General features: G+C 53.9%; 13 protein-coding genes. 4 read left to right on the top strand and 9 right to left on the bottom strand.

Translation table 11 applies throughout. The annotated features are described in order from the left end of the window. Positions 1-49: 49 nt before the first annotated feature. From wzc to wbaP, 4 genes are all read right to left on the bottom strand, one after another. Positions 50-2,227: a tyrosine-protein kinase Wzc gene (gene wzc, locus NP77_RS08820; RefSeq protein ID WP_039659797.1), complete on the bottom strand. Its 2,178-nt coding sequence runs from the start codon at positions 2,225-2,227 to the stop codon at positions 50-52. 12 nt (positions 2,228-2,239) lie between these two features. Further along, positions 2,240-2,674, bottom strand: a complete 435-nt coding sequence (locus NP77_RS08815) for a protein-tyrosine-phosphatase (RefSeq protein WP_008926086.1) — start codon at positions 2,672-2,674, stop codon at positions 2,240-2,242. A 9-nt stretch (positions 2,675-2,683) separates the two neighbouring features. Beyond that, positions 2,684-3,823 carry a polysaccharide export protein gene (locus NP77_RS08810; protein ID WP_033762024.1) on the bottom strand — a complete coding sequence of 380 codons (1,140 nt, stop codon included), beginning with the start codon at positions 3,821-3,823 and terminating at the stop codon, positions 2,684-2,686. Between the two features lie 294 nt (positions 3,824-4,117). Then, positions 4,118-5,551, bottom strand: coding sequence for an undecaprenyl-phosphate galactose phosphotransferase WbaP (gene wbaP / locus NP77_RS08805; protein ID WP_004571283.1), 1,434 nt, complete (start codon positions 5,549-5,551; stop codon positions 4,118-4,120). Positions 5,552-6,345: 794 nt separating this feature from the next. On the opposite strand from wbaP, the gene NP77_RS08800 reads away from it, so the two are divergent. Further along, the gene (locus NP77_RS08800) at positions 6,346-7,917 is read left to right on the top strand and encodes a TerC family protein (RefSeq protein WP_039659796.1); all 1,572 of its coding nucleotides are present in this window, start codon (positions 6,346-6,348) and stop codon (positions 7,915-7,917) included. A 30-nt stretch (positions 7,918-7,947) separates the two neighbouring features. Here the strand turns inward: NP77_RS08800 and asmA are convergent, their stop codons facing one another. The 3 genes from asmA to udk all read right to left on the bottom strand — a co-directional run bounded on the left by asmA (position 7,948) and on the right by udk (position 11,090). Further along, positions 7,948-9,771 carry an outer membrane assembly protein AsmA gene (gene asmA / locus NP77_RS08795; RefSeq protein WP_039659794.1) on the bottom strand — a complete coding sequence of 608 codons (1,824 nt, stop codon included), beginning with the start codon at positions 9,769-9,771 and terminating at the stop codon, positions 7,948-7,950. 12 nt (positions 9,772-9,783) lie between these two features. Then, entirely contained in the window at positions 9,784-10,365 is a 582-nt protein-coding gene (gene dcd / locus NP77_RS08790) for a dCTP deaminase (protein ID WP_004571280.1), read from the bottom strand. An 83-nt stretch (positions 10,366-10,448) separates the two neighbouring features. Further along, positions 10,449-11,090 carry a uridine kinase gene (gene udk / locus NP77_RS08785; protein ID WP_004571279.1) on the bottom strand — a complete coding sequence of 214 codons (642 nt, stop codon included), beginning with the start codon at positions 11,088-11,090 and terminating at the stop codon, positions 10,449-10,451. A 283-nt stretch (positions 11,091-11,373) separates the two neighbouring features. On the opposite strand from udk, the gene NP77_RS08780 reads away from it, so the two are divergent. The 3 genes from NP77_RS08780 (at position 11,374) to yegD (ending at position 16,921) form a co-directional block, all read left to right on the top strand. Continuing rightward, positions 11,374-11,988 carry a phosphatase PAP2 family protein gene (locus tag NP77_RS08780; RefSeq protein WP_004571278.1) on the top strand — a complete coding sequence of 205 codons (615 nt, stop codon included), beginning with the start codon at positions 11,374-11,376 and terminating at the stop codon, positions 11,986-11,988. 163 nt (positions 11,989-12,151) lie between these two features. Continuing rightward, complete coding sequence (locus NP77_RS08775; RefSeq protein WP_039659793.1) at positions 12,152-15,493, top strand: diguanylate cyclase; 3,342 nt, start codon at positions 12,152-12,154, stop codon at positions 15,491-15,493. A 75-nt stretch (positions 15,494-15,568) separates the two neighbouring features. After that, the gene (gene yegD, locus NP77_RS08770) at positions 15,569-16,921 is read left to right on the top strand and encodes a molecular chaperone (protein WP_008926093.1); all 1,353 of its coding nucleotides are present in this window, start codon (positions 15,569-15,571) and stop codon (positions 16,919-16,921) included. Between the two features lie 371 nt (positions 16,922-17,292). On the opposite strand, the gene NP77_RS08765 is transcribed toward yegD, so the two are convergent. After that, the gene (locus NP77_RS08765; protein ID WP_008926094.1) at positions 17,293-18,633 is read right to left on the bottom strand and encodes a carbohydrate porin; all 1,341 of its coding nucleotides are present in this window, start codon (positions 18,631-18,633) and stop codon (positions 17,293-17,295) included. A 206-nt stretch (positions 18,634-18,839) separates the two neighbouring features. Beyond that, on the bottom strand, positions 18,840-19,799 hold the full coding sequence (locus NP77_RS08760) for an aldo/keto reductase (RefSeq protein WP_039659791.1): 960 nt from the start codon (positions 19,797-19,799) through the stop codon (positions 18,840-18,842). Positions 19,800-19,823: the final 24 nt, after the last annotated feature.

Here is a 19,823-nt window from a genome sequence, read left to right as displayed (position 1 = left end):
GGACGATAAAAAGGGGCGGTCAGACCGCCCCCTGGTTATTACTCAATGATCAGCTTTTGCTGGGCTTGCTGTAGTCATAGGCGTAGTAGTCATAGCCATGTCCGTAAGCATTGGCGGCTTTACGCACCACGGCATTGAGGATCACACCTTTAATCTCAATACCGTTCTGGGCAAAGCGTTTGAAGCTGACGTCCACTTCTTTGGTGGTATTGGCTTCGAAACGCGCCACCATCAGTGAAGTACCGGCCATTTTACCGATAATTGACGCATCGGTGACGGCCAGGATTGGCGGCGTATCGATTAACACCAGGTCGTAGTTCTTGCTCGCCCAATCCAGCAGCTCACCCATACGACGATGCATCAGCAGCTCAGACGGGTTCGGTGGAACCTGACCACGTGGCAGGAAGTCGAAACCGTAGACGCCCTGCTGAATCAGCGCCGGGCTGAATTCCGTTTTACCGGAGAGCACGTTTGACAGGCCTGATTTGTTATCCGCGCCCAGCAGCTCGTGGGTGTAACCACGACGCATGTCGCCATCGATAAACAGAACACGCTGACCCGCTTTCGCGACCAGTGTCGCCAGGTTGGCACAGATAAAGGTTTTACCAATACCCGGGCTGGCGCCGGTGATCATCAGGATGTTGTTTTTCGCTTCCATCATGGCGAAGTGCAGGCTGGTGCGCAGGCTACGAATCGCTTCGATGGAGAGGTCAGTCGGATTACCCAGCGCCAGCAGTGTTTCGTGCGGGTCGGTTTTCACCTTGCTGCCACGACGCGCCAGCGCTTCGGTATCTTTCTTACGCTGCCACTCAGAGAGTGGAACGCTGGCGTAGACATTCATGCCCAGCTCTTCCAGCTGTTCAGGGTTCTCGATACCGTGATGCAGCAGGGCTTTCAGCAGAACCAGACCCACTGACACGAACAGGCCCAGAATCAGGCTTGCAGCGATAATCAGCAGCTTCTTCGGTGCAACCGGCGCGTTAGCGGTCTGCGCATTGTCGATGATGCGGACATCACCCACGGTGCTGGCTTTGCTGATGCTCAGCTCCTGCTGACGGTTCAGCAACTGCATGTAGATCTCCTGACCTGACTGAACGTCACGGGTCAGACGCAGGATTTCCTGCTGAGTCTGTGGCATGCCAGAAATTTTCTTGTTCAGCTGAGCCTGTTCACCTTCCAGCGTTTTGCGTTTTTCAAGCAGCGCGCGATACGTTGGGTGATCTTTGGTAAACAGCTGAGACACTTCAGCTTCACGGAAGGTCAGTTCGTTCAACTGGCTCTGCACGCTGACAGAAGAGTCCAGGGCGGATTTCGCTTCCAGTGACAGGTCAACCGATTCGTTCTGACGACGGAACGTATTCAGTTTGTTTTCTGCTTCATCCAGCTTGGCGCGAACGGCAGGCAACTGAGTGCGTAAGAACTCCAGGCTTTTCTCTGCCTGCTCTGACTTGCGCTCAACGTTCTGTAACAGATAGTTGTTCACAATCTGGTTCAGGACTTTGCTGATCTGCTCGGGATCTTCACCCAGATACTCCAGACCCAGTACGCCGGTATCTTTACCTTTGTCTGCAACGGTCAGGTTAGCCAGTACGGAACGGATCGCCTGCAGGTCATTCAGCTTAGTCACGGTGAAGCTGGTGCCTTCATCGGCATGAATCTCGCTCACTAGCATGCTGATGTCGCCGTGCGACTCCAGCTGGCCGACTTTACCTTTAAACAACTCATCGCCATCTTTAGAGACGGTGTAGCTATCCGGACCGGTAACTTCCAGCTCGACATTACGTTTTTCGACAGTGCGTGGGATTTCCAGACGCGAAATCGCGATATCAGCAGGTTTGTTGCCCATCAGGCGCGACAGGCCCTTGCCGATAACCGGGAAGTAGTTCTGCTCAACCACAGTATCCAGACCCAGATCGTCAACGGTTTTGCCGATGACCATACGGGATTCCAGAATCTCGATCTCCGTATCGGAGGCTGGCGTTTGTGGCAGAATGCTGTCAATTTCGTTCAGGACGGTACTGGCATTCTTCTGCTCAACCTGAACTAACGCATCTGCGCTGTAAATCGGTGTTGCAAACAGTGTGTAGAGTGTTCCCGCCAGCATGAAAAATGCGGTAACGGCAACAATGATCCAGCGATGATCAATTAGCTGTCCCACAAGATGCGCCAGATCCCATCCATTCGAATCCTCTCCCGGCGCAGTTCTGACCTTATTTTTTATATTCATGGATAATCCCAACTATCGGCTTAATACGTTGACCCATTTCTGGGTAGCGTTTTCCAGTAACCCGTAAATCTCTTCAAAGGCCTCACGGCTTTTTCTGTACGGATCCGCAATTTCTTTCTGATTGAGCCAGTGCCCAAGCAACATGGTTTTGCCACGTGCAGCCGGGTCGATGCGATTGACCTGTTCAATATGTCGCTTTTCCATGACCAGAATCAGGTCAGCCTGACGGCACATTTCGGCCGTCAGTTGCTGTGCCTGATGTCCTTCCAGCGACAGACCCTGTGCTGCCGCGACCTCGGATGCCATTCTGTCGGCCGCATGGCCTACCAGCGCTCCCAGGCCAGCAGAGCGAACATCCAAATCGGGCAATGCACGTTTAAACAGGCGCTCTCCGGTAGGAGAGCGGCAGATGTTGCCAATGCAAACGACTAACACGGACGTAATCATGGTCAGACCTTAGTTCGACCAGTTGCGGATACGCTGTGCGGCCTGAGTCGCATCGTTGATACCAGCAATGGTTGGTATCAGTTGCGAAATCACACGGTTCCAGCGCGTCAGCGGTGTAGAGGTGACATAGACGATGTCATAAGGCTGGAGCTGGAAATCGGTTCCCATCACCATGGATGCCGCATCTTTGGTGTTCAACTGATAGATGTTGGCAATCTTGCTGCGATCGGTGCCGTGCAGTGGACGGATAACGAAGACACCAGTAGCGTCAGAGGTGGTTTGATCCATCCCCGCCGCATTGCCCAGCGCTTCCGCCAGCGTCATGCCGCTACGGTCCATTTTCAGCGTGGTTTGCTGCTTCACTTCACCCATCACGAAGATTTTCAGATCATCGTTACGCGGAACGTAAAGAATATCGCCTGGATAGAGCAGGTGGTTCTGGCTCAGGTCGCCGTTCTGCATCAGTGCCTGCAGAGAGACGCGCTGTTCACGACCGTTGTGCGTCAGCACGACGTTACGCCAGTCAGCATCAGGTGCCAGGCCGCCAGCGGCGTTGATCGCATCCAGAACCGTCAACGGTACGTTGGTGATCGCCTGCTGACCTGAGGTGGTCACAGAACCCGTAACATAGGTTTTCTGCGATTTGAACGAGGCGATGCTGACATCAACCTGTGGACTTTCAATATACTGAGCCAGACGACGCGAAACTTCGTCACGCACTTCGCCGACGGTACGGCCCGCGACACGGACGCGACCAATGTAAGGATAGAAGATGGTGCCGTCAGAATGCACCCAGTTACCGGTGTCGCTAGCGCTACGGTATTGACCCGCTGGCGTGGTCAGTTCCGGGTGATCCCAGACTGTCACGGTCAGGACATCGCCCACGCCGATACGGTATTCATAGTTCTGAATTTCGTTCTGCAGTGCCGGGTTCGTCTGAGCCACCAGAGGCTTAGGACGCATCTTTTCAACCAGTGAAGGCGTTAACGGAAAGACGTTGACGTATTTATCGATGTCAAAGTTGCTATCCTGCTGCTCGATAACATCTTTTCCTGATGTAGTAAGACGAGAACCGGGTTCGATTGTACACCCGACAAGGAATGTGGCGGATACCAGCAAGGGTATCAATTTCATTTTGATTGTAATCATTTAGATCTTCGCTATCAGTTATTTATTGATAGAGGCGAAACCGCCGCTGTGTAAGCGTCCAACAAAAAGTAAATCCTGGCTGACTAAAGCCTTAAGCACTGAACCTGTCGTTCATTATCCTTGCTCCACTTGTTATAAGTAGTGGCCATCAACCAGGGTGTACCTGAAACGCCTTGCATCATAGCGGACTATGGATGCACTGCGATATCCCTGGTGATGGCCGCTATTAACGACACGCCTGACAACGGCACAACACCTCTGAGCGCGCGTTAGCACGCTCATTTCGACTCACGGTTAATAGGCACCGTCGCGTTTTAACACCACACCCACTGTTTTGAACAGAATGGCAATGTCATTCCACAGTGACCAGTTTTTTACGTACCACGAATCGAAATAGACGCGGGTTTCATAGTCAACGTCATTACGACCGCTGACCTGCCACAATCCCGTCATGCCCGGCTTAGCCATCAGGTAATAATCAACATCACCAGCATAACGACAGAGTTCATCTTCAATGACCGGACGAGGTCCAACCAGACTCATATCACCGCGCACCACGTTCCAGAGCTGAGGCAGCTCATCGAGGCTTGTTTTACGGATGAAGTGGCCCACTTTAGTAATACGTGGATCATTTTTGAGTTTGAAATCTTTATCCCATTCCGCACGCGCAATCGGATCGGTGCGTAATACCTCTTCCAGCACTTCTTTGGAATTGATGACCATTGAACGGAATTTCAGGCATTTGAATTTACGGCCATTCATTCCCACACGTTCGTGACCATAAATCGGCGGTCCACCATCACGGCCCACCAGGAAGCCCAGCACCAGCAGCGCTGGCATCAGCATCAGGATAATTGAGAGTGCACCCACGATATCGAATGCCCGCTTCAGGAAACGCGAGGTGCGTTTAGCCAGGTTATTCTGAACACGCAGAATCATCACCTCATGGCTAAAGATATAAGCCATGTCTGTACCGTAAAGCGGAACACCACGCAGGGTCGGAATCACTGAAACTGAACGGCAGTTATGCATCGCCAGCGATTTTAGCCAGATATCACGATACTGACTCTGCTCATACTCGACTGCCACGATAAACTGGGTTTCGCTGTTAGTCAGGCTCCAGAGCTCCTGCTCATCACGCAGCACTGGCACGCCATTCATGATCTCCTGCGGACAGGTTCCATCAACGTCGTAGAAAGCGATAACGTCAAAACCCATGACCTCTTCGCTTTGCAGTGCCTGCCAGGCTTCGTGCGCATTTTTGCTGCTGCCGATAATAATGGTTTGTTTCTTCCACAAGCCTTTTTTATTCAGCAGACGTTTTGAGAGCGCACGACAGGTTGGAATTAAAATCAGCGCCAGAACCCAGGTCAGTAACCAGACGAAACGCGACATCTGCCACTGCGACAGTGCGGTGATCGACAGATCGATGACAGAAAATATAAGAATGGTACGAAAAACTTCTTTTAATTCGAACCAGAAAGGTTTCCGGTAGGTATAGTGCCGAAGCCTTACCCAGAACCAGCCAATACAAATTACCGACAGACAAATGTGTGTGGCAATTTTTAAATTCATTTCTTTTTCAGAAATATCTGCCAGCGGCGAACCTGAGTGAAGATTAATTAGCATCATCGCCACAAATAATGCTGCGTTGAAACAAATTAAGTCTGAACATGCCAGCATTAATTTGGTAATAAGACTTTTAAACGTAAATTCTGTATCGCGCATATTTAACTCTTTATTTTATTTCCTTAAACCCGCAACGGCTATCGCCTGTTAAATCATTAAGCGACGAAACCTCTCCAGACTGAGCCGTTTCTAAGGGGAGCTCCTGCGGCGTTTACGCCAATGATCTTAACCATAAACCAGTAATATTGTGATGAATACCAACAGATTACTCTGACTTAACCACCGCCAGCGCTGCTCACTTTATCAACAAAAACACGATTCGGGCACGCTACCGCCCTTGGCTGTCGCTGCCAATATCGCTGTCGTCATTCATATTGATCCCCGTAATGCAGTAACGTTACCGCATTGCATCGTGCAGACGTTCACCGGCGAATGACTCATTCGTCACATTGCGATTAATGTCGAATAGGCTCGCGAATTACGACTCTGGGGCAGAGTTTGCAAACTTGTTGCTATACTAGTTATTACTGGCTTGTTTACAAGCAGGTCCCGCTATCCCTGGACTATTTTAGGAAAAAGACTACCAGCGATTAGTATTGAGGCCTGACAGGCAGTGCAATGCTTTCTTCAAAATTAGGATTAATGCCATACTCGTGATGAGATAAATCGCATAAGCCCGACAGGTGAATATCTCATCCAGGGTTAAAAAGGAGTCAGAATACTCTCTGCTGCATACTATGAATTTAATCAAAACGTCACACTCATATGTTCATATTTTGCACGATATATCGCCTTGATTGGGTCATCGCCCCCCTGCCCTGCCATTTGTACGTGGCTTCGCACTCCTCTATCATCAGAGAAAACTCAATTTAAAATATTCAGGTGAACATGACATGCTGGAGGTAATTGCAGATCCCTCGATATGGGCGGGATTAGTAACGCTAATCGTTCTGGAACTGGTTTTAGGCATCGACAATCTTATCTTTATTGCCATCCTGGTTGAGAAGCTGCCTGGACCGCTTCGCGACCGCGCACGTGTGATAGGACTGCTGCTGGCGTTATTCTGCCGATTATTGTTACTGGCATCGCTTTCCTGGCTGGTTACCCTGAAAGAACCCTGGATCACGCTGGGCGGACACCCCTTTAGTGCGCGCGATCTGTTGCTGCTGTCAGGTGGGATTTTCCTGCTATTTAAAGCCACTACAGAGTTGAATGCGCGTCTGGAAGGACACGATGAGGCGTCCGGTCAACAAAAAGGCGGCGCTAAATTCTGGCCGGTGGTGGCGCAAATCGTGGTGCTGGATGCCATATTCTCACTGGATGCGGTCATTACCGCCGTGGGCATGGTGAATGATCTGCCCGTCATGATGGTTGCTGTCACCATTGCCATTTTGCTGATGCTGCTCGCCAGCAAGCCGTTAACCCGCTTTGTGAACAACCATCCGACAATTGTCATCCTCTGCTTAAGCTTTTTGCTGATGATCGGTTTCAGCCTGGTGGCGGAAGGCTTTGGCTTTGTCATTCCTAAAGGGTATCTCTACGCGGCCATCGGCTTCTCAGTTGTCATCGAAGCGCTTAACCAGCTGGCACACTTTAATCGCCGCCGCGTGCTGTCGGCTGGTCGCCCACTGCGCCAGCGCACGGCGGAAGCGGTATTAAGGCTGTTGCGCGGTGCGGCAGAACCGGCGGAGCTGGATGCCAAAACCTCATCGCTGATTGCTGACAGCGATGAGAGTATGCTCTTTAACCGCCAGGAACGCGCAATGATTGCCCGCGTGCTGGGCATGGGTCAGCGTCACGTTAACAGCATTATGACCTCGCGCCACGACGTCGACCATATTGATCTCAGTGATGATCCGGCTGAGATCATGTCGCGCCTTGACCGCAATCAGCACACGCGCATTCTGATAACCGAGCACTCCAGTGAACCACTGGGTGTGGTGCATGTTATCGATCTGCTGCACCAGTCGCTGCACAACAATTCACTCGATTTACGCGCCCTTATCCGACAACCGCTGGTGTTTCCTGAGCGACTGACCCTGCTGCAGGCGCTGGAACAGTTTCGTCAGGCTCATACACATTTTGCCTTTGTGGTAGATGAGTTCGGTTCAATGGAAGGCGTGGTGACGCTGAGTGATGTGATGGAGACCATCGCCGGCAATCTGCCGAATGAAGCGGGTGAAATTGATGCCCGTTACGATATTCAGATTCAGGGTGAAGGTCACTGGATTGCCAACGGCCATATGCCACTGGACGATCTGGCGCTCTATGTGAAATTGCCGCTGGATGAACAGCGTGACTACCATACGCTGGCTGGCTTACTGATGGATAAGCTGCAACACATTCCTCAGGAAGGCGAAGTGTTGCAACTGGGTGACTATCTGCTGCGAACGCTGCAGGTTGAAAATCATCGGATTCAGAAGGTAGAAATCCTGCGGCAGCCTGACGCTGATTACGAGGTATAGCCACTGCCAGGGGCGCAGGGAATGCGCCCGCTAGGGACGCATGATTTTCTTCAGATTCTGTTTGTTCTCGCCCTCTTTCTGGCGATCAATCCACTGATTCAGACGTGACCTTGCCTCACTCTGCAGACGGTTACGAAGAACGTCATCCACTGGCAGGGAATATTGCAGGCTGTTCCAGCCGCCATACATACGCAGTGGGATAGGCTGACTGGAAAGTGCCTTCACCAGCGCATCATCGCCACGCCAGCCGCTGATTTTCAGGCCCAGCGTCACATCCAGCTGTTGCTGCACCATGTCGACTTTGCCCGCGCCCTGTAATCCCAGATTCTGACCGTTGCCATTGAGATCACTGAAGCTGAGTACACCTTTATTCAGCGCCACCTGCCCGCTGATCGACTCAATACCCTCTTCTACGGCATCCTGGCTGCTGACCTTATCGCTGACCCGAGCCACAGCACGCTGCACCATTTGCTGGAGATTAAGCTGTGCCAGCTTCAGGTTGCTGGCACTGATCGTCGCCCTGCCCTGCCAGCTGCGCTTTGCCGCCTCGACTGTCAGCGTATCGCCGGACAGCTCCCCGTCAAGACTCAGGTTGCCCTGCAGACTTTCCGGTAGTGCAAACGCTTTCAGCAACGGCTGGATTTGAATAAACCGGAGTTGCGGTTTCAGGCTGACCCGTGTCTCTGGATGACGAATGTCGATGCTGCCGGGAATCGAGAAGCTGCCATTACCCAGCTTGCCGCTGAGGGTGTTCAGCGTCATGAGTCCCTGCTGATTGCGGGCATTTAACGTAAAATCAGTCAGCGAGAGGCCGCGCCATACCGCATTATTCGCCTGAAGTTTTAGCGCCAGATCCATGTCGTTGAGAGGAGAGTCCGCATTGGTGCGTTCACGCGGCGCAGCAATCACCGGCGAACGGGCCACGGTGGCGTGCTGCGCGCCAGGCGCTTCAGAAACGGGCGCACTGGTGAGTAAATTATCGAGATTCAGGTTGCTGGCTTTCAGATCCAGCGCCAGCTGCTGTGGCGGCACCACATGACCACTGCCCTGCCCGGTCAGGGTACTGTCATTTGCGGTGAGCTGCAGACCACTAAAGGAGAACTGCTGCCGGTCACCATTCCATTCGCCCTGCAGGCTTAACGACCCTTTAATCCCCTGAGACGGAATGTCGGCGCCCGATAAGGTGTAATCGAGCTGCTGCAGCTGGCCGGTAAGACGGTGCGGATATTGCGCAGCATCCAGCTGGCCTTTGAGATTCAGCGCGGCGTTGCGCTGGTTGCGCATCAGCGTCGTGCTCAGAGAGAGTGTCGCCAGCTTGTTCGCGTCCTGATCCATCGTAATGTTGAGGTCGCGGAAATTATATTCGTCGCCGCCTGGCTGTTGCCAGATCAGCAGACTGTCGGCTACCCGCAGTTTAGCGATATCAAATGACCAGCCGGTGGATGTCGAGGCAGGCTCCGCATCACGGGGACCCTGAGGGGCATTTCTGGCAGGCTGCGCGCTACTGTCGGGCGTTACCCGCACTATCGCATTTTTCAGCAACACCTGACTGACGCTGAGCTGATGGGATAAAAGAGGCCAGAGATCAACATCGAGACGCATGTTCTCCGCTGAGACCAGCGGCTGAGTCGCCCCCGGCGCGGTGAGGCTCATCCGCCCAGCCAGGATGCTGAGCTGAGGCCAGACGTGCCAGCGCAAATCGTTACTGACCTCAAGGCGATAACCACTGCGTTGTTCAACCTGTTGCACCATATAGGTACGGAAGTCGTTGGGATTGACCAGCAGCACCAGTGCGCTCAATCCCGTTACGACCACCACTAACAGGATGGCCAGCGTGGTTATCACTCTTTTCATTACATCCTCAGATCAGTCTTTATCGATACGGCTGGCATCAGCGCCCTGCTGACCCCGATATTTAGCATCTTCACGTCGGTTATAAGGACGCGCAGCCGGGCCTGAAAGCGGTTCAAAACTCAGCGCGCCGATTAACATACCCGGACGCAGAGCCAGCGGCAGTTTACCTGAATTGTAGAATTCCAGCACGATACGACCCTGCCAGCCTGGATCAATGCGGTGCGCTGTCACATGCACCATCAGCCCGAGGCGCGCCAGCGATGAACGGCCATCCAGCCAGCCGACCAGGTCGTCAGGCAGCGTCACGGACTCCAGCGTTACCGCCAGCGCCAGCTCACCCGGATGGAGGAAAAAGGCTTCACCATCAGGCAACACGATCTCATCGCTCATGACCCGATCCAGTGCCGCGCTTACTTCCTGTTTCGGGCCACTCAGATCGATAAAGGCCGCGGTATGGCCGCTGAAGGTGCGGAACTGATTCCCCAGGCGCACATCGACGGTTGCCCCATTAATGCGCTCGACAGGCGGGCGTGGCTCAATGGCCAGTTTGCCATTGTCCAGCCAGGCTTCAATATCGCGATCGCATAATCTCATTGCGGTAACTCCATGGCATAAGTGTAGCGAACCGGTGACAGCGTGCCTGCCACCGGTCTGCACCCCGTCCGGATGGACGTGGGTTATTCAAAAAACTGGTTAATTTTCGCCTTCAGGATATCAATGGCGATACGGTTTTTTCCGCCGCGCGGCACAATGATATCGGCGTACTGTTTTGATGGCTCGATAAACTGCAGAAACATCGGACGCACGGTCTTCTGATACTGACTCATTACCGAATCCATTGAGCGGCCGCGCTCATTGACGTCACGTTTCATACGGCGCATCAGACAGATATCAAGCGGCGTGTCGACGAAGATAGAAAAGTTAAGTTCCTGGCGCAGACGGGCATCGGTTAACAGCAGAATGCCTTCAAGAATAATGACCTTTTTCGCTTTCAGGTGCTGCGTTTGCTGAGTGCGGGTGTGCTCAACGTAGCTGTAGACCGGCAGCTCAATGTCCTGCCCGGCTTTTACCGCCTGCAGATGCTGCAACAGCAAATCATGATCCATCGCACTCGGATGGTCATAATTGGTTTTAACCCTCTCTTCCATGGTGAGGTGACTTTGATCTTTGTAATAAGCATCTTCCGGGATAACCCCGATATGCTCGTCACCTACCTGATCACGGATTTCACGATAGAGCGTGCTGGCAATTAAACTTTTACCGGATGCGGAAGCGCCGGCAATGCCTACAATCACGCACTGATGAGACTTGTCAGTCATACTTTTTTAAGACCTGATAACTGGAGCCTGCCACTGGTCACACATTACGCGGGCAGCGGACGGGCCGAAATGGAGAGGGTGTGTTCGCGCTAAGTATAGGGATTTCGGCCTTTTGATGCCAGAAAAATGGCACCGGCGTCTTTTCAGACTTTCTCCTTTGGACGCCACTCATTTCACCGATAAACTAGCAGCACACCATATTATAAAAAAATGGCCTGTGCGGCGCGCGGTTGTCTGAACGCGTGTCGCTGACATGATGACCGAATGATGCATCAGGAGTGGTATGCACTGGAAGACTTTGACCTATTTTGGCGACAGCATGCTGTTGATTCCGACAGCGGTAATTATTGCGCTGATTTTGCCGTGGAAAAGTGATAACCGCCTTACGGTCTTTTACTGGATTGTGGCCTTTGGCCTGGCTGGCCTGACAGTCAGCATCTCAAAGATTCTGTTTCTCGGGTTTGGCATCGGCAGTGCCCGTTTTAATTTTACCGGCTTCAGCGGTCACAGCGCGATGTCCGCTACCCTGTGGCCAGTGATGCTGTGGCTGATTTCCGGACGCTGGTCAGCAAAATGGCGCATTGCCGCGATTGGCGTGGGTTACCTGATTCCTCTGATGGTTGGGTTCTCGCGTCTGGTCATCCACGCTCACTCGAAAAGTGAGGTTGCCACCGGTTTGCTGCTGGGCTTCACGTTGAGTACCGCGTTTCTGATCTCTCAGCGCCGCACCGCGCTCAAAGGCTTTAGCTGGCCACAGATCGGTGCTGCACTGTTAGTGCCGTTTCTATTAATGGGTCATGGCCGTGTCGCCACGACGCAACAGTTTCTGGAACGCTTCTCTGCCAGCCTCGCGGGGCTGGAGAAGCCCTATACCCGCGCCGATCTTTTCCGCCAGTAATCAATACGCTGGTCATCAATTTCTCTGTGCCCGTCAATTCACCGAATAACGGGCAATATTGATTTCACCCCTTTTTTCTTTGCCGAATGTGCTAGCATGCAGTCAGAGAATGACTGGTGCCTGATTCGCCGTAGCGGAGTGTTGCACCCTGACGGAAGTCCGCATGACGATAGAGATCCTGTCCCCGCAAAAGAGCACGCCAAACTGCTGGCTTTCGGCGCTGTTCCTTGGCTGTATAGTGTTTGTCCTGACACTGTTCTGTCTTGAACTGATCGTGGTCAGCGGGAAAATCTCCCCGCTCTGGTTCCCGACGACATTAATGACTGTGGTGGTTTTCCGCTGTCCGTCACGACAGCTACCCCTGCTGCTGACTGCCTGTGTGCTGGGCACCGCCGCGGCCAACGCCATCATCATCGGGCCCGCCTTTTCAAACATTAAATTCGCGCTGTTAAACCTTATTCAGGCCAGTGTGGGTGGCATGCTGCTGCGCGCGCTGCTGGATCGGCGCGCGCCACTGAACTCTCTGCATGACTGGGCCCGGATGGTGTTATCGGTGGGTATCGTGACACCGGTTCTGGGCGGCCTGCTGGCGCTCTGGACGCTGCAGGTCAGCGGCCACGCTTCGTTTCCCTTCTTTTATACATGGGTGATCTCAGAAATCATCGGCATGCTGGTGTTAGGCCCGATGCTGCTGCTGCTGCCCTGGCCGCTGCGACGGGCCCAGTTCAGCGAGCTGGGCAGGCAGTTGCCTGAAACGTTGATGACGCTGCTCCTGACCCTGGGTGCCAGTTATCTGTCGCTGCGTTTTCTGCCCTGGCCCTTTACCTTTATTGTCGTAATCCTGTTCTGGTGCGCGGTGCGCCTGCCCAAGCTGCAGGCGTTTGTGCTGTTCTTCATCAACGCCAGTTTTATCTCGATGCTGCTGGCTTTGGATGCGGTCAGCGTAGTAAACAACAACAGCGCGCTGGGCCCGGTCTCCAGCTGGTTACCTTTCCTTCTGGTGTTGATCCCCAGCCACATTATGTCGCTGGTGATGGATGCGTTCCGGCGTGAAAAACTCCACATCACCGACAGCGAAACCCGCTTCCGTCACGCCATGGAATACTCTGCAATCGGTATGGCGCTGGTGGCGCCTCAGGGTAAATGGCTGCAGGTTAACCGCTCGCTGTGCGATATCCTTGGCTATCCGGCCGAAGAGCTCAAACGCCTGACATTCCAGCAAATTACGCATCCTGATGATCTGAGCCTTGATCTGCAACATGCCAGCCGATTGCTGGAAGGTGAGATTGATACGTACACGTTTGAGAAGCGCTATTTTCGTAAAGATGGTGAGATTGTCTGGGCACGCCTCACGGTATCGCTGGTGCGCGATGGCAGCCAGGAACCGCTCTATTTTATCGCGCAAATTATTGATATCTCTGAGCTGAAGCAGAGTGAGCAGGTGAATCGCCGGCTGATGGAGCGCATCACGCTGGCCAACGAAGCCGGTGGCATTGGCGTGTGGGAGTGGAACCTGCTGACCGGTGAAATGTTATGGGACAAGCGCATGTATGCCCTGTTTGGTCTCGCCTCTCATGAGTCGCCCAGCTATGACCTCTGGATCCATCTGCTGCATACCGCAGATCGGGAGTATGCTGCGCTGACGGTGCAACAGGCGATTGAGCTGCGCAGTGCTTTTCACATGGAGTATCGCGTGGTTAATGCCGAGGGCCAGCGCTGGGTGCGCACCCAGGCAAACCGTTTACTGAGTAAAGAGGGCCGCATTGAGCGCATGCTGGGGATCTGCCAGGACATCACCCCGCTTCGTAATCTGAACGAAGCGCTGTTTCAGGAGAAAGAGCGCATGGCGATAACCCTGGACTCAATCGGTGAAGCGGTTATCAGCACGGACAAAGAGATGCGTGTCGCCTTTATGAATCCGGTGGCGGAGAAGATGAGTGGCTTGTCACAGGAGCAGGCTGCCGGGCAGCCGCTCAGTGAGCTGCTGCACATAACTCAGGGACGTAACGGCCCGAAAGTGGAGAATCTGCTGTTGTGCCAGTTGCCACCGGAAAAAATCACCCCCAGTCTGGCTGAAGATCTGGTGCTCCACACCCCGGATGGCGGCCACATCGATATTCATTACAGCATCACGCCACTGCGTTCAGAAGCGGGCGTGGAACAGGGTGCCGTCATGGTTATTCAGGATGTGAGTGAATCACGTAAACTGATGAAGCGCCTGAGTTACAGCGCCCTCCACGACACCCTGACCCGCCTGCCTAACCGCGCCAGCTTTGAGCTTCAGCTTAAACGTCTGCTGTTTGATGCCGCTGAACATCAGCATCAGCATGTGCTGGTGTTTATCGACCTGGATAAGTTTAAAGCGGTCAATGACACCGCAGGGCATGCCGCAGGCGATGCATTGCTGCGCGAGCTCTCCGATCTGATGCAGCACCATCTGCGCAGCAGCGACTTCCTGGCCCGACTGGGCGGCGATGAGTTTGCGCTTCTGATGCCTGATTGCGATGTGGGTCAGGCACATGACGTGGTGCAGCGCATCGTCGCTGCGGTCAACGATTACCGCTTCCAGTGGCTGGGTCGCCTCTATCATGTGGGCGCCAGTGCGGGAGTGACACAAATTTCAGCAGAAAACTGTCAGAGCAGCGACGTCCTTTCTCAGGCGGATATCGCCTGTTACAACGCCAAACGCAGTGGGCGTGGACGACTGATGATTTATGAGCAGCATAGCTTACCGCTGCCGGGTAACCATCAGGGAATGGATGCCGCGATGATTGATGCGCTGCAGATTGAACTGCCCGCCTGGCCTGTTGCGCCACCCAAAACCCCGCAGGCCGCCTTTATCTGGCTGCTTGATGTACAGCTGTTAACCGCAGATGGATTACTGCTGGATGAGACGTTGCTGCGCAATAACCTGCACGATGAGACGCTGCGACGTCGTCTCGATAACAATATTCTTGCGGTTTTTTTCCGCCACGACGTGGAAAAGCTCAATCAGAAAGGCATTCCGGTGATTTTGCCGCTTGATGCCGGGATACTCAGTGATGCCGCCTTTGTGGAGCAACTCTGTCAGCGCTTTGTCGCGGCCGGTCTCTCTGAAAGCCACTGTGGTTTCGCTTTCCCTGCGGCCAGCGTGTTGAGCAAAGGCGATCAGCTCTATTCCGCACTGCTGCAACTGCGGCAGTGTGGCTGCCGTATCGTATTGCAACATTTTGGCCGAAATCTGGACGCGTTTACTCTGCTGAGTAACGAGGTAGTTGATTACCTGGTACTGGCACCTGAACTGGTTGCTAACGTTCACAATAATCTGATGGATGAGATGCTGCTGACCATTATTCAGGGCCAGGCAACGCAGCGTAACATCGCGGTGCTGGCCGGTCCGGTTTCGGTCCCTGCTGTGCTCAGCACGCTGGCTACCCTTGATGTGGATGGCGTCTGGGGCAGTGCCGTGGCCGAGCGGCAGCCATTACGCGCACTGGCCGAAGATCGAATCTTCGCTATCCGTTAATTCCAGCGCGACCTGCTTGCTACACTGATGAAGCTGCGCTAAAGTCGCCCCCTTTTTTCCGGCATGGGGGCGAAAATGTTCATAGGATTCGATTACGGTACGGCTAACTGCTCAATTGCAGTCAGCGAAAATGGCACGCCACGTCTGTTAACGCTGGAAAATGATCAGCGCCTGCTGCCGTCGATGATCTGTGCGCCTACCCGCGAGTCGATCAGCGAATGGCTCTATCGCCATCATCAGGTGGCAACACCTGATAGCGAAACCACCGCGTTGTTGCAGCGCGCCCTGCGTTATAACCGCGAAGAAGATATTGAGGTTCAGCCCAACAGTGTGCAGTTTGGCCTTACCGCGCTGCAGCACTATATGGTCGATCCCGAAGATGTCTGGTTCGTTAAATCCCCCAAATCCTTTCTCGGTGCCACTGGCCTGAAGCCGCAGCAGATTGCTCTGTTTGAAGATCTGGTCTGCGCTATGATGCTGCACATCCGCCAAAAGGGCGAAAGCCAGCTTGATCACGCTATCGATCAGGCTGTGATCGGGCGTCCGGTCAACTTCCAGGGCTTAGGCAGTGAAGAGTCTAACCAGCAGGCTGAAGGCATTCTGCTTCGCGCAGCACACCGTGCCGGTTTCCGCGACGTGGAATTTCAGTTTGAACCGGTGGCAGCCGGACTCGATTTCGAAGCCACACTCAAACAGGAAACAACCGTGCTGGTTGTGGATATCGGCGGCGGAACCACCGACTGCTCGATGTTGCTGATGGGGCCAAAGTGGCGTGATAAGGCCGACCGCCGCGAAAGCCTGTTGGGCCATAGCGGTTGCCGCGTTGGCGGTAACGACCTGGATATCATGCTGACGTTTAAGACCCTGATGCCGCTACTTGGCCTGGGTGGTAATACCCAGAAAGGCACCGCCTTGCCAGCCCTGCCGTGGTGGAACGCCATCGCGATAAATGATGTGCCGGCACAGAGCGACTTCTACAGCCCGGCCTGCGGAAAGTGGCTGCGGGATTTAGTGCGGGATGCTGAACAGGGTGATGTGGTGGCTCGCCTGCTGAAAGTGTGGCAGCAAAAACTCAGTTATCGCCTGGTGCGTGCGGCGGAAGAGAGCAAGATTGCGCTGTCAGCTAATCCGGCACATACCGCCTCGCTCGACTTTATTGCCGCGGCATTAGAGACAGAAATTGGTGTGGAGCAGTTGCAGGACGCCATCAGTCAGCCGCTGGAGAAAATTCTGGAGCAGGTGCAGCTGGCATTAGCCACCAGCCAGATTAAACCGGATGTCATCTACCTGACCGGCGGCAGTGCGCGTTCACCGTTACTGCGCGCGGCACTGCAGCAGACGCTGCCGGATACGCCGATTGCGGGCGGCGATGATTTCGCCTCCGTCACCGCCGGGCTGGCCCGCTGGGCAGAAGTGATGTTCCGTTGATCTTTGGCAGCCCTGCTATGTAAAAAAAAGCACCTTTAAGTGCCCTTTCAGACTGCTGACAAATTCAAATCATGGTGTAACTGGCAGCGACGGAATAACTCAACAAGCAGGGAACACGGTCAGAGGAGGAAAGCGTCCCGCGCCATGGACGGCGCGGGCCGAGCGTGCCAGGGATTGGTGTAAGCGACTTTCCGATCTGACCGTGTTTACTGCACTGGCTCGATCTCACAGCTAACCGAGCCAAACTTCGTCATCAATCTCAAACGGCAACTGCTTATCGTTTTTGTTTGCAGACAACGATGAGCACGCTCCCACCGCTTTACGTTTGGGAGCAGTCTGCCTGATACATCTGAGCCCTTTTGGGCTGTAAATCAGAAGGCGATATTGGCGCTGATACCGCCGATAAACGCATCTTTCACTTCGCTTACCGCGCCTGGCGCCACCACATACTGCAGGTTTGGTCGCAGTGACATCCAGTTCGTCACTTTGGCGTTGTAATAAACCTCATAGTTGTACTCTGAACCTTCCTGAAGCGGCAGATAGGTCGGGCTGTCAAAGCGGCTCTCGCCATTCGCCTGATTCTGCTGACGCAGAGCGCGGGTGTAGTCGCTGTTCACATGAATACGCGACGCGCCCACGCCGATCTCATCCTGAGGACGGGCATCAAACGGTCCTGTCCAGGTAAACGCGATAGACTGGTAGTTATCCGTCTTCGAGGTCTTGTGATCGTTCATCACCGCCTGAACCCGCACGCCCAGACCACGATTCACATCGCCATCCTGCGCGGTCAGCTGTTGCTGTAACAGCAGATAGCCGCCATAGGCATGCGCCTGATCCTGATAGCCGCCATTGCGCCAGCTGCCATAAACATCGCCATCCACCGACGAATAGTAATAACCGATGCGGTAGTTACCCGGTAATTTCTCCGGCCCGAACGTCGGTTTCCAGCCCAGTTCCACCGGCACCAGATTGCCCTCGGAATTGCTGGTATCCAGACGGAAGCCATCTCCACGATCATAGTTAGCTCGGTTCTGATTGTAGAAACCAACCTGGAAGAAGACCTCCGGGGTGATATTGAACTTAATCCGACCGCCCCACTGCGATACCGGCCAGTTGAACCAGCGGTCGCCGCGCCAGTTACCTGCCTGTCCGCTGCCCAGTGCCAGGTTCTGGAACAGGTTGCCATCGAAATTATCGAAGTCTTCACCCACCGTCACGCGTCCGGCTTTCAGATCGACCACATCGTTAAACAATCCTTTGCGTAACCAGAACTGTGTCAGACGCCAGGTCTGGCCGCGACCATACACCTCCTGCACGGAGGAGAGCATCCCGGTGCGTTGATCCGCGACCTGCTCAGAAACATTCTGTCCGTTACGATTCGTCACGGTCATCTGAAATTCGGCATCCTGCCAGTCCAGCAGCTTTTGCAGGTCGAAATTAGTGCCGAACGTCCACTGGTCGCTGTAGCGCATGGTGGTGTTGGTATTTGCGCCACCCCCTAAATTTGCGGCGCTCTCCATGGTGTAGTTGACGTCAAACTTGATGCCGTCATCCTGCAATTGCGTTCGGTAGCCGCCCCAGTCACCAAACATCCATTCGGAGTCCGGACTCAGCGCGTCAGCAGCCATGGCTTGTGAAGAAAAAATGGCCAGGATCAGGGTGCCTGTTGCCATACTGGCAGCGGAAAAGGTGGGTGCTTTTCTGTTTTTCATCTTGTTTATTCTTATGTGAGTTACGGGAAGTGACGCGCAGAGGATAGTGCTGGGTAAACGCTGTTTTTTATAAATACGTGCGCATAATTTCCCGTAACATCCGTTTATTAATGCAAGTGTGATCGGGATCTCTGATTGATTATTCTTTGGTCGGGCTTACTTCCTGCACAGCCATACCGTAAAAAGGGGCGCTGGCGCCCCTGAAGTTAACGGCTCGCCTGGTTCAGTTGCGCGATCTGCGCGGGGGTCAGCGTCAGTTGCATCGCACCAGCCAGATCGTCGAGTTGTTTAATCGACGTCGCACTGACAATCGGGGCGGTGATGCCAGGACGGGCAATCAGCCATGCCAGTGCCACCTGAGCTGGCGTCGCCTGATGGGCTTCACTGATGGCATCCAGCGCATCCAGGATCCGCAGACCGCGCGGGTTAAGGTATTTCTCCACCACGCCCTGCCCGCGTGCGCTTTTACCGGCATCTGCTGCATCACGATATTTGCCACTGAGAAAACCGCTGGCCAGCGAGTAGTAGTTGATCACGCCTAAACCCTGCGCCATGACAACGGGCTCCAGCTCCGACTCATAAGGCTGGCGGTCAAACAGGTTATATTGCGGTTGCAGCGTTTCATAACGCGCCAGCCCTTGCGATTCACTCACCTTCAACGCCTCCTGCAGACGCGCTGCGCTGTAATTGGAGGCACCAATGGCGCGCACTTTACCTTCACGGATCAGGCTGTCAAAGGTGCTCAGCGTTTCCGTCAGCGGCGTATCCTGATCGTCGCGGTGTGCCTGATAGAGATCGATATAGTCAGTCTGTAAGCGGCGAAGTGAATCTTCGACTGCCTGACGGATATATTGCGGCTTCAGCCCGGTCTTCTCAGGCGACATTTCCATGCCAACTTTGGTTGCCAGCACGATCTGGTCACGTTTTCCGCTTTTTTTCAGCCACTCTCCAATAATGGTTTCGGATTCACCGCCTTTATTGCCTGGCGCCCAGCGGGAGTAGACATCGGCGGTATCGATGAACCACAGCCCTCGTTCAACCAGCCCATCCAGCAGAGAAAACGAGGTGGATTGATCCACCGTCCAGCCAAACACATTGCCGCCAAACGTCAGTAACGGCACCGTAATCCCACTGTCACCCAACTGCCGGGTTTGATTCTGACTCATTATCTGCTCCTTAATTTGCCTGAC

This window comes from Pantoea sp. MBLJ3 (assembly GCF_000816655.1).
Lineage (GTDB): Bacteria > Pseudomonadota > Gammaproteobacteria > Enterobacterales > Enterobacteriaceae > Pantoea > Pantoea eucalypti.
This window is presented reverse-complemented; position numbering and strand designations above follow the sequence as displayed.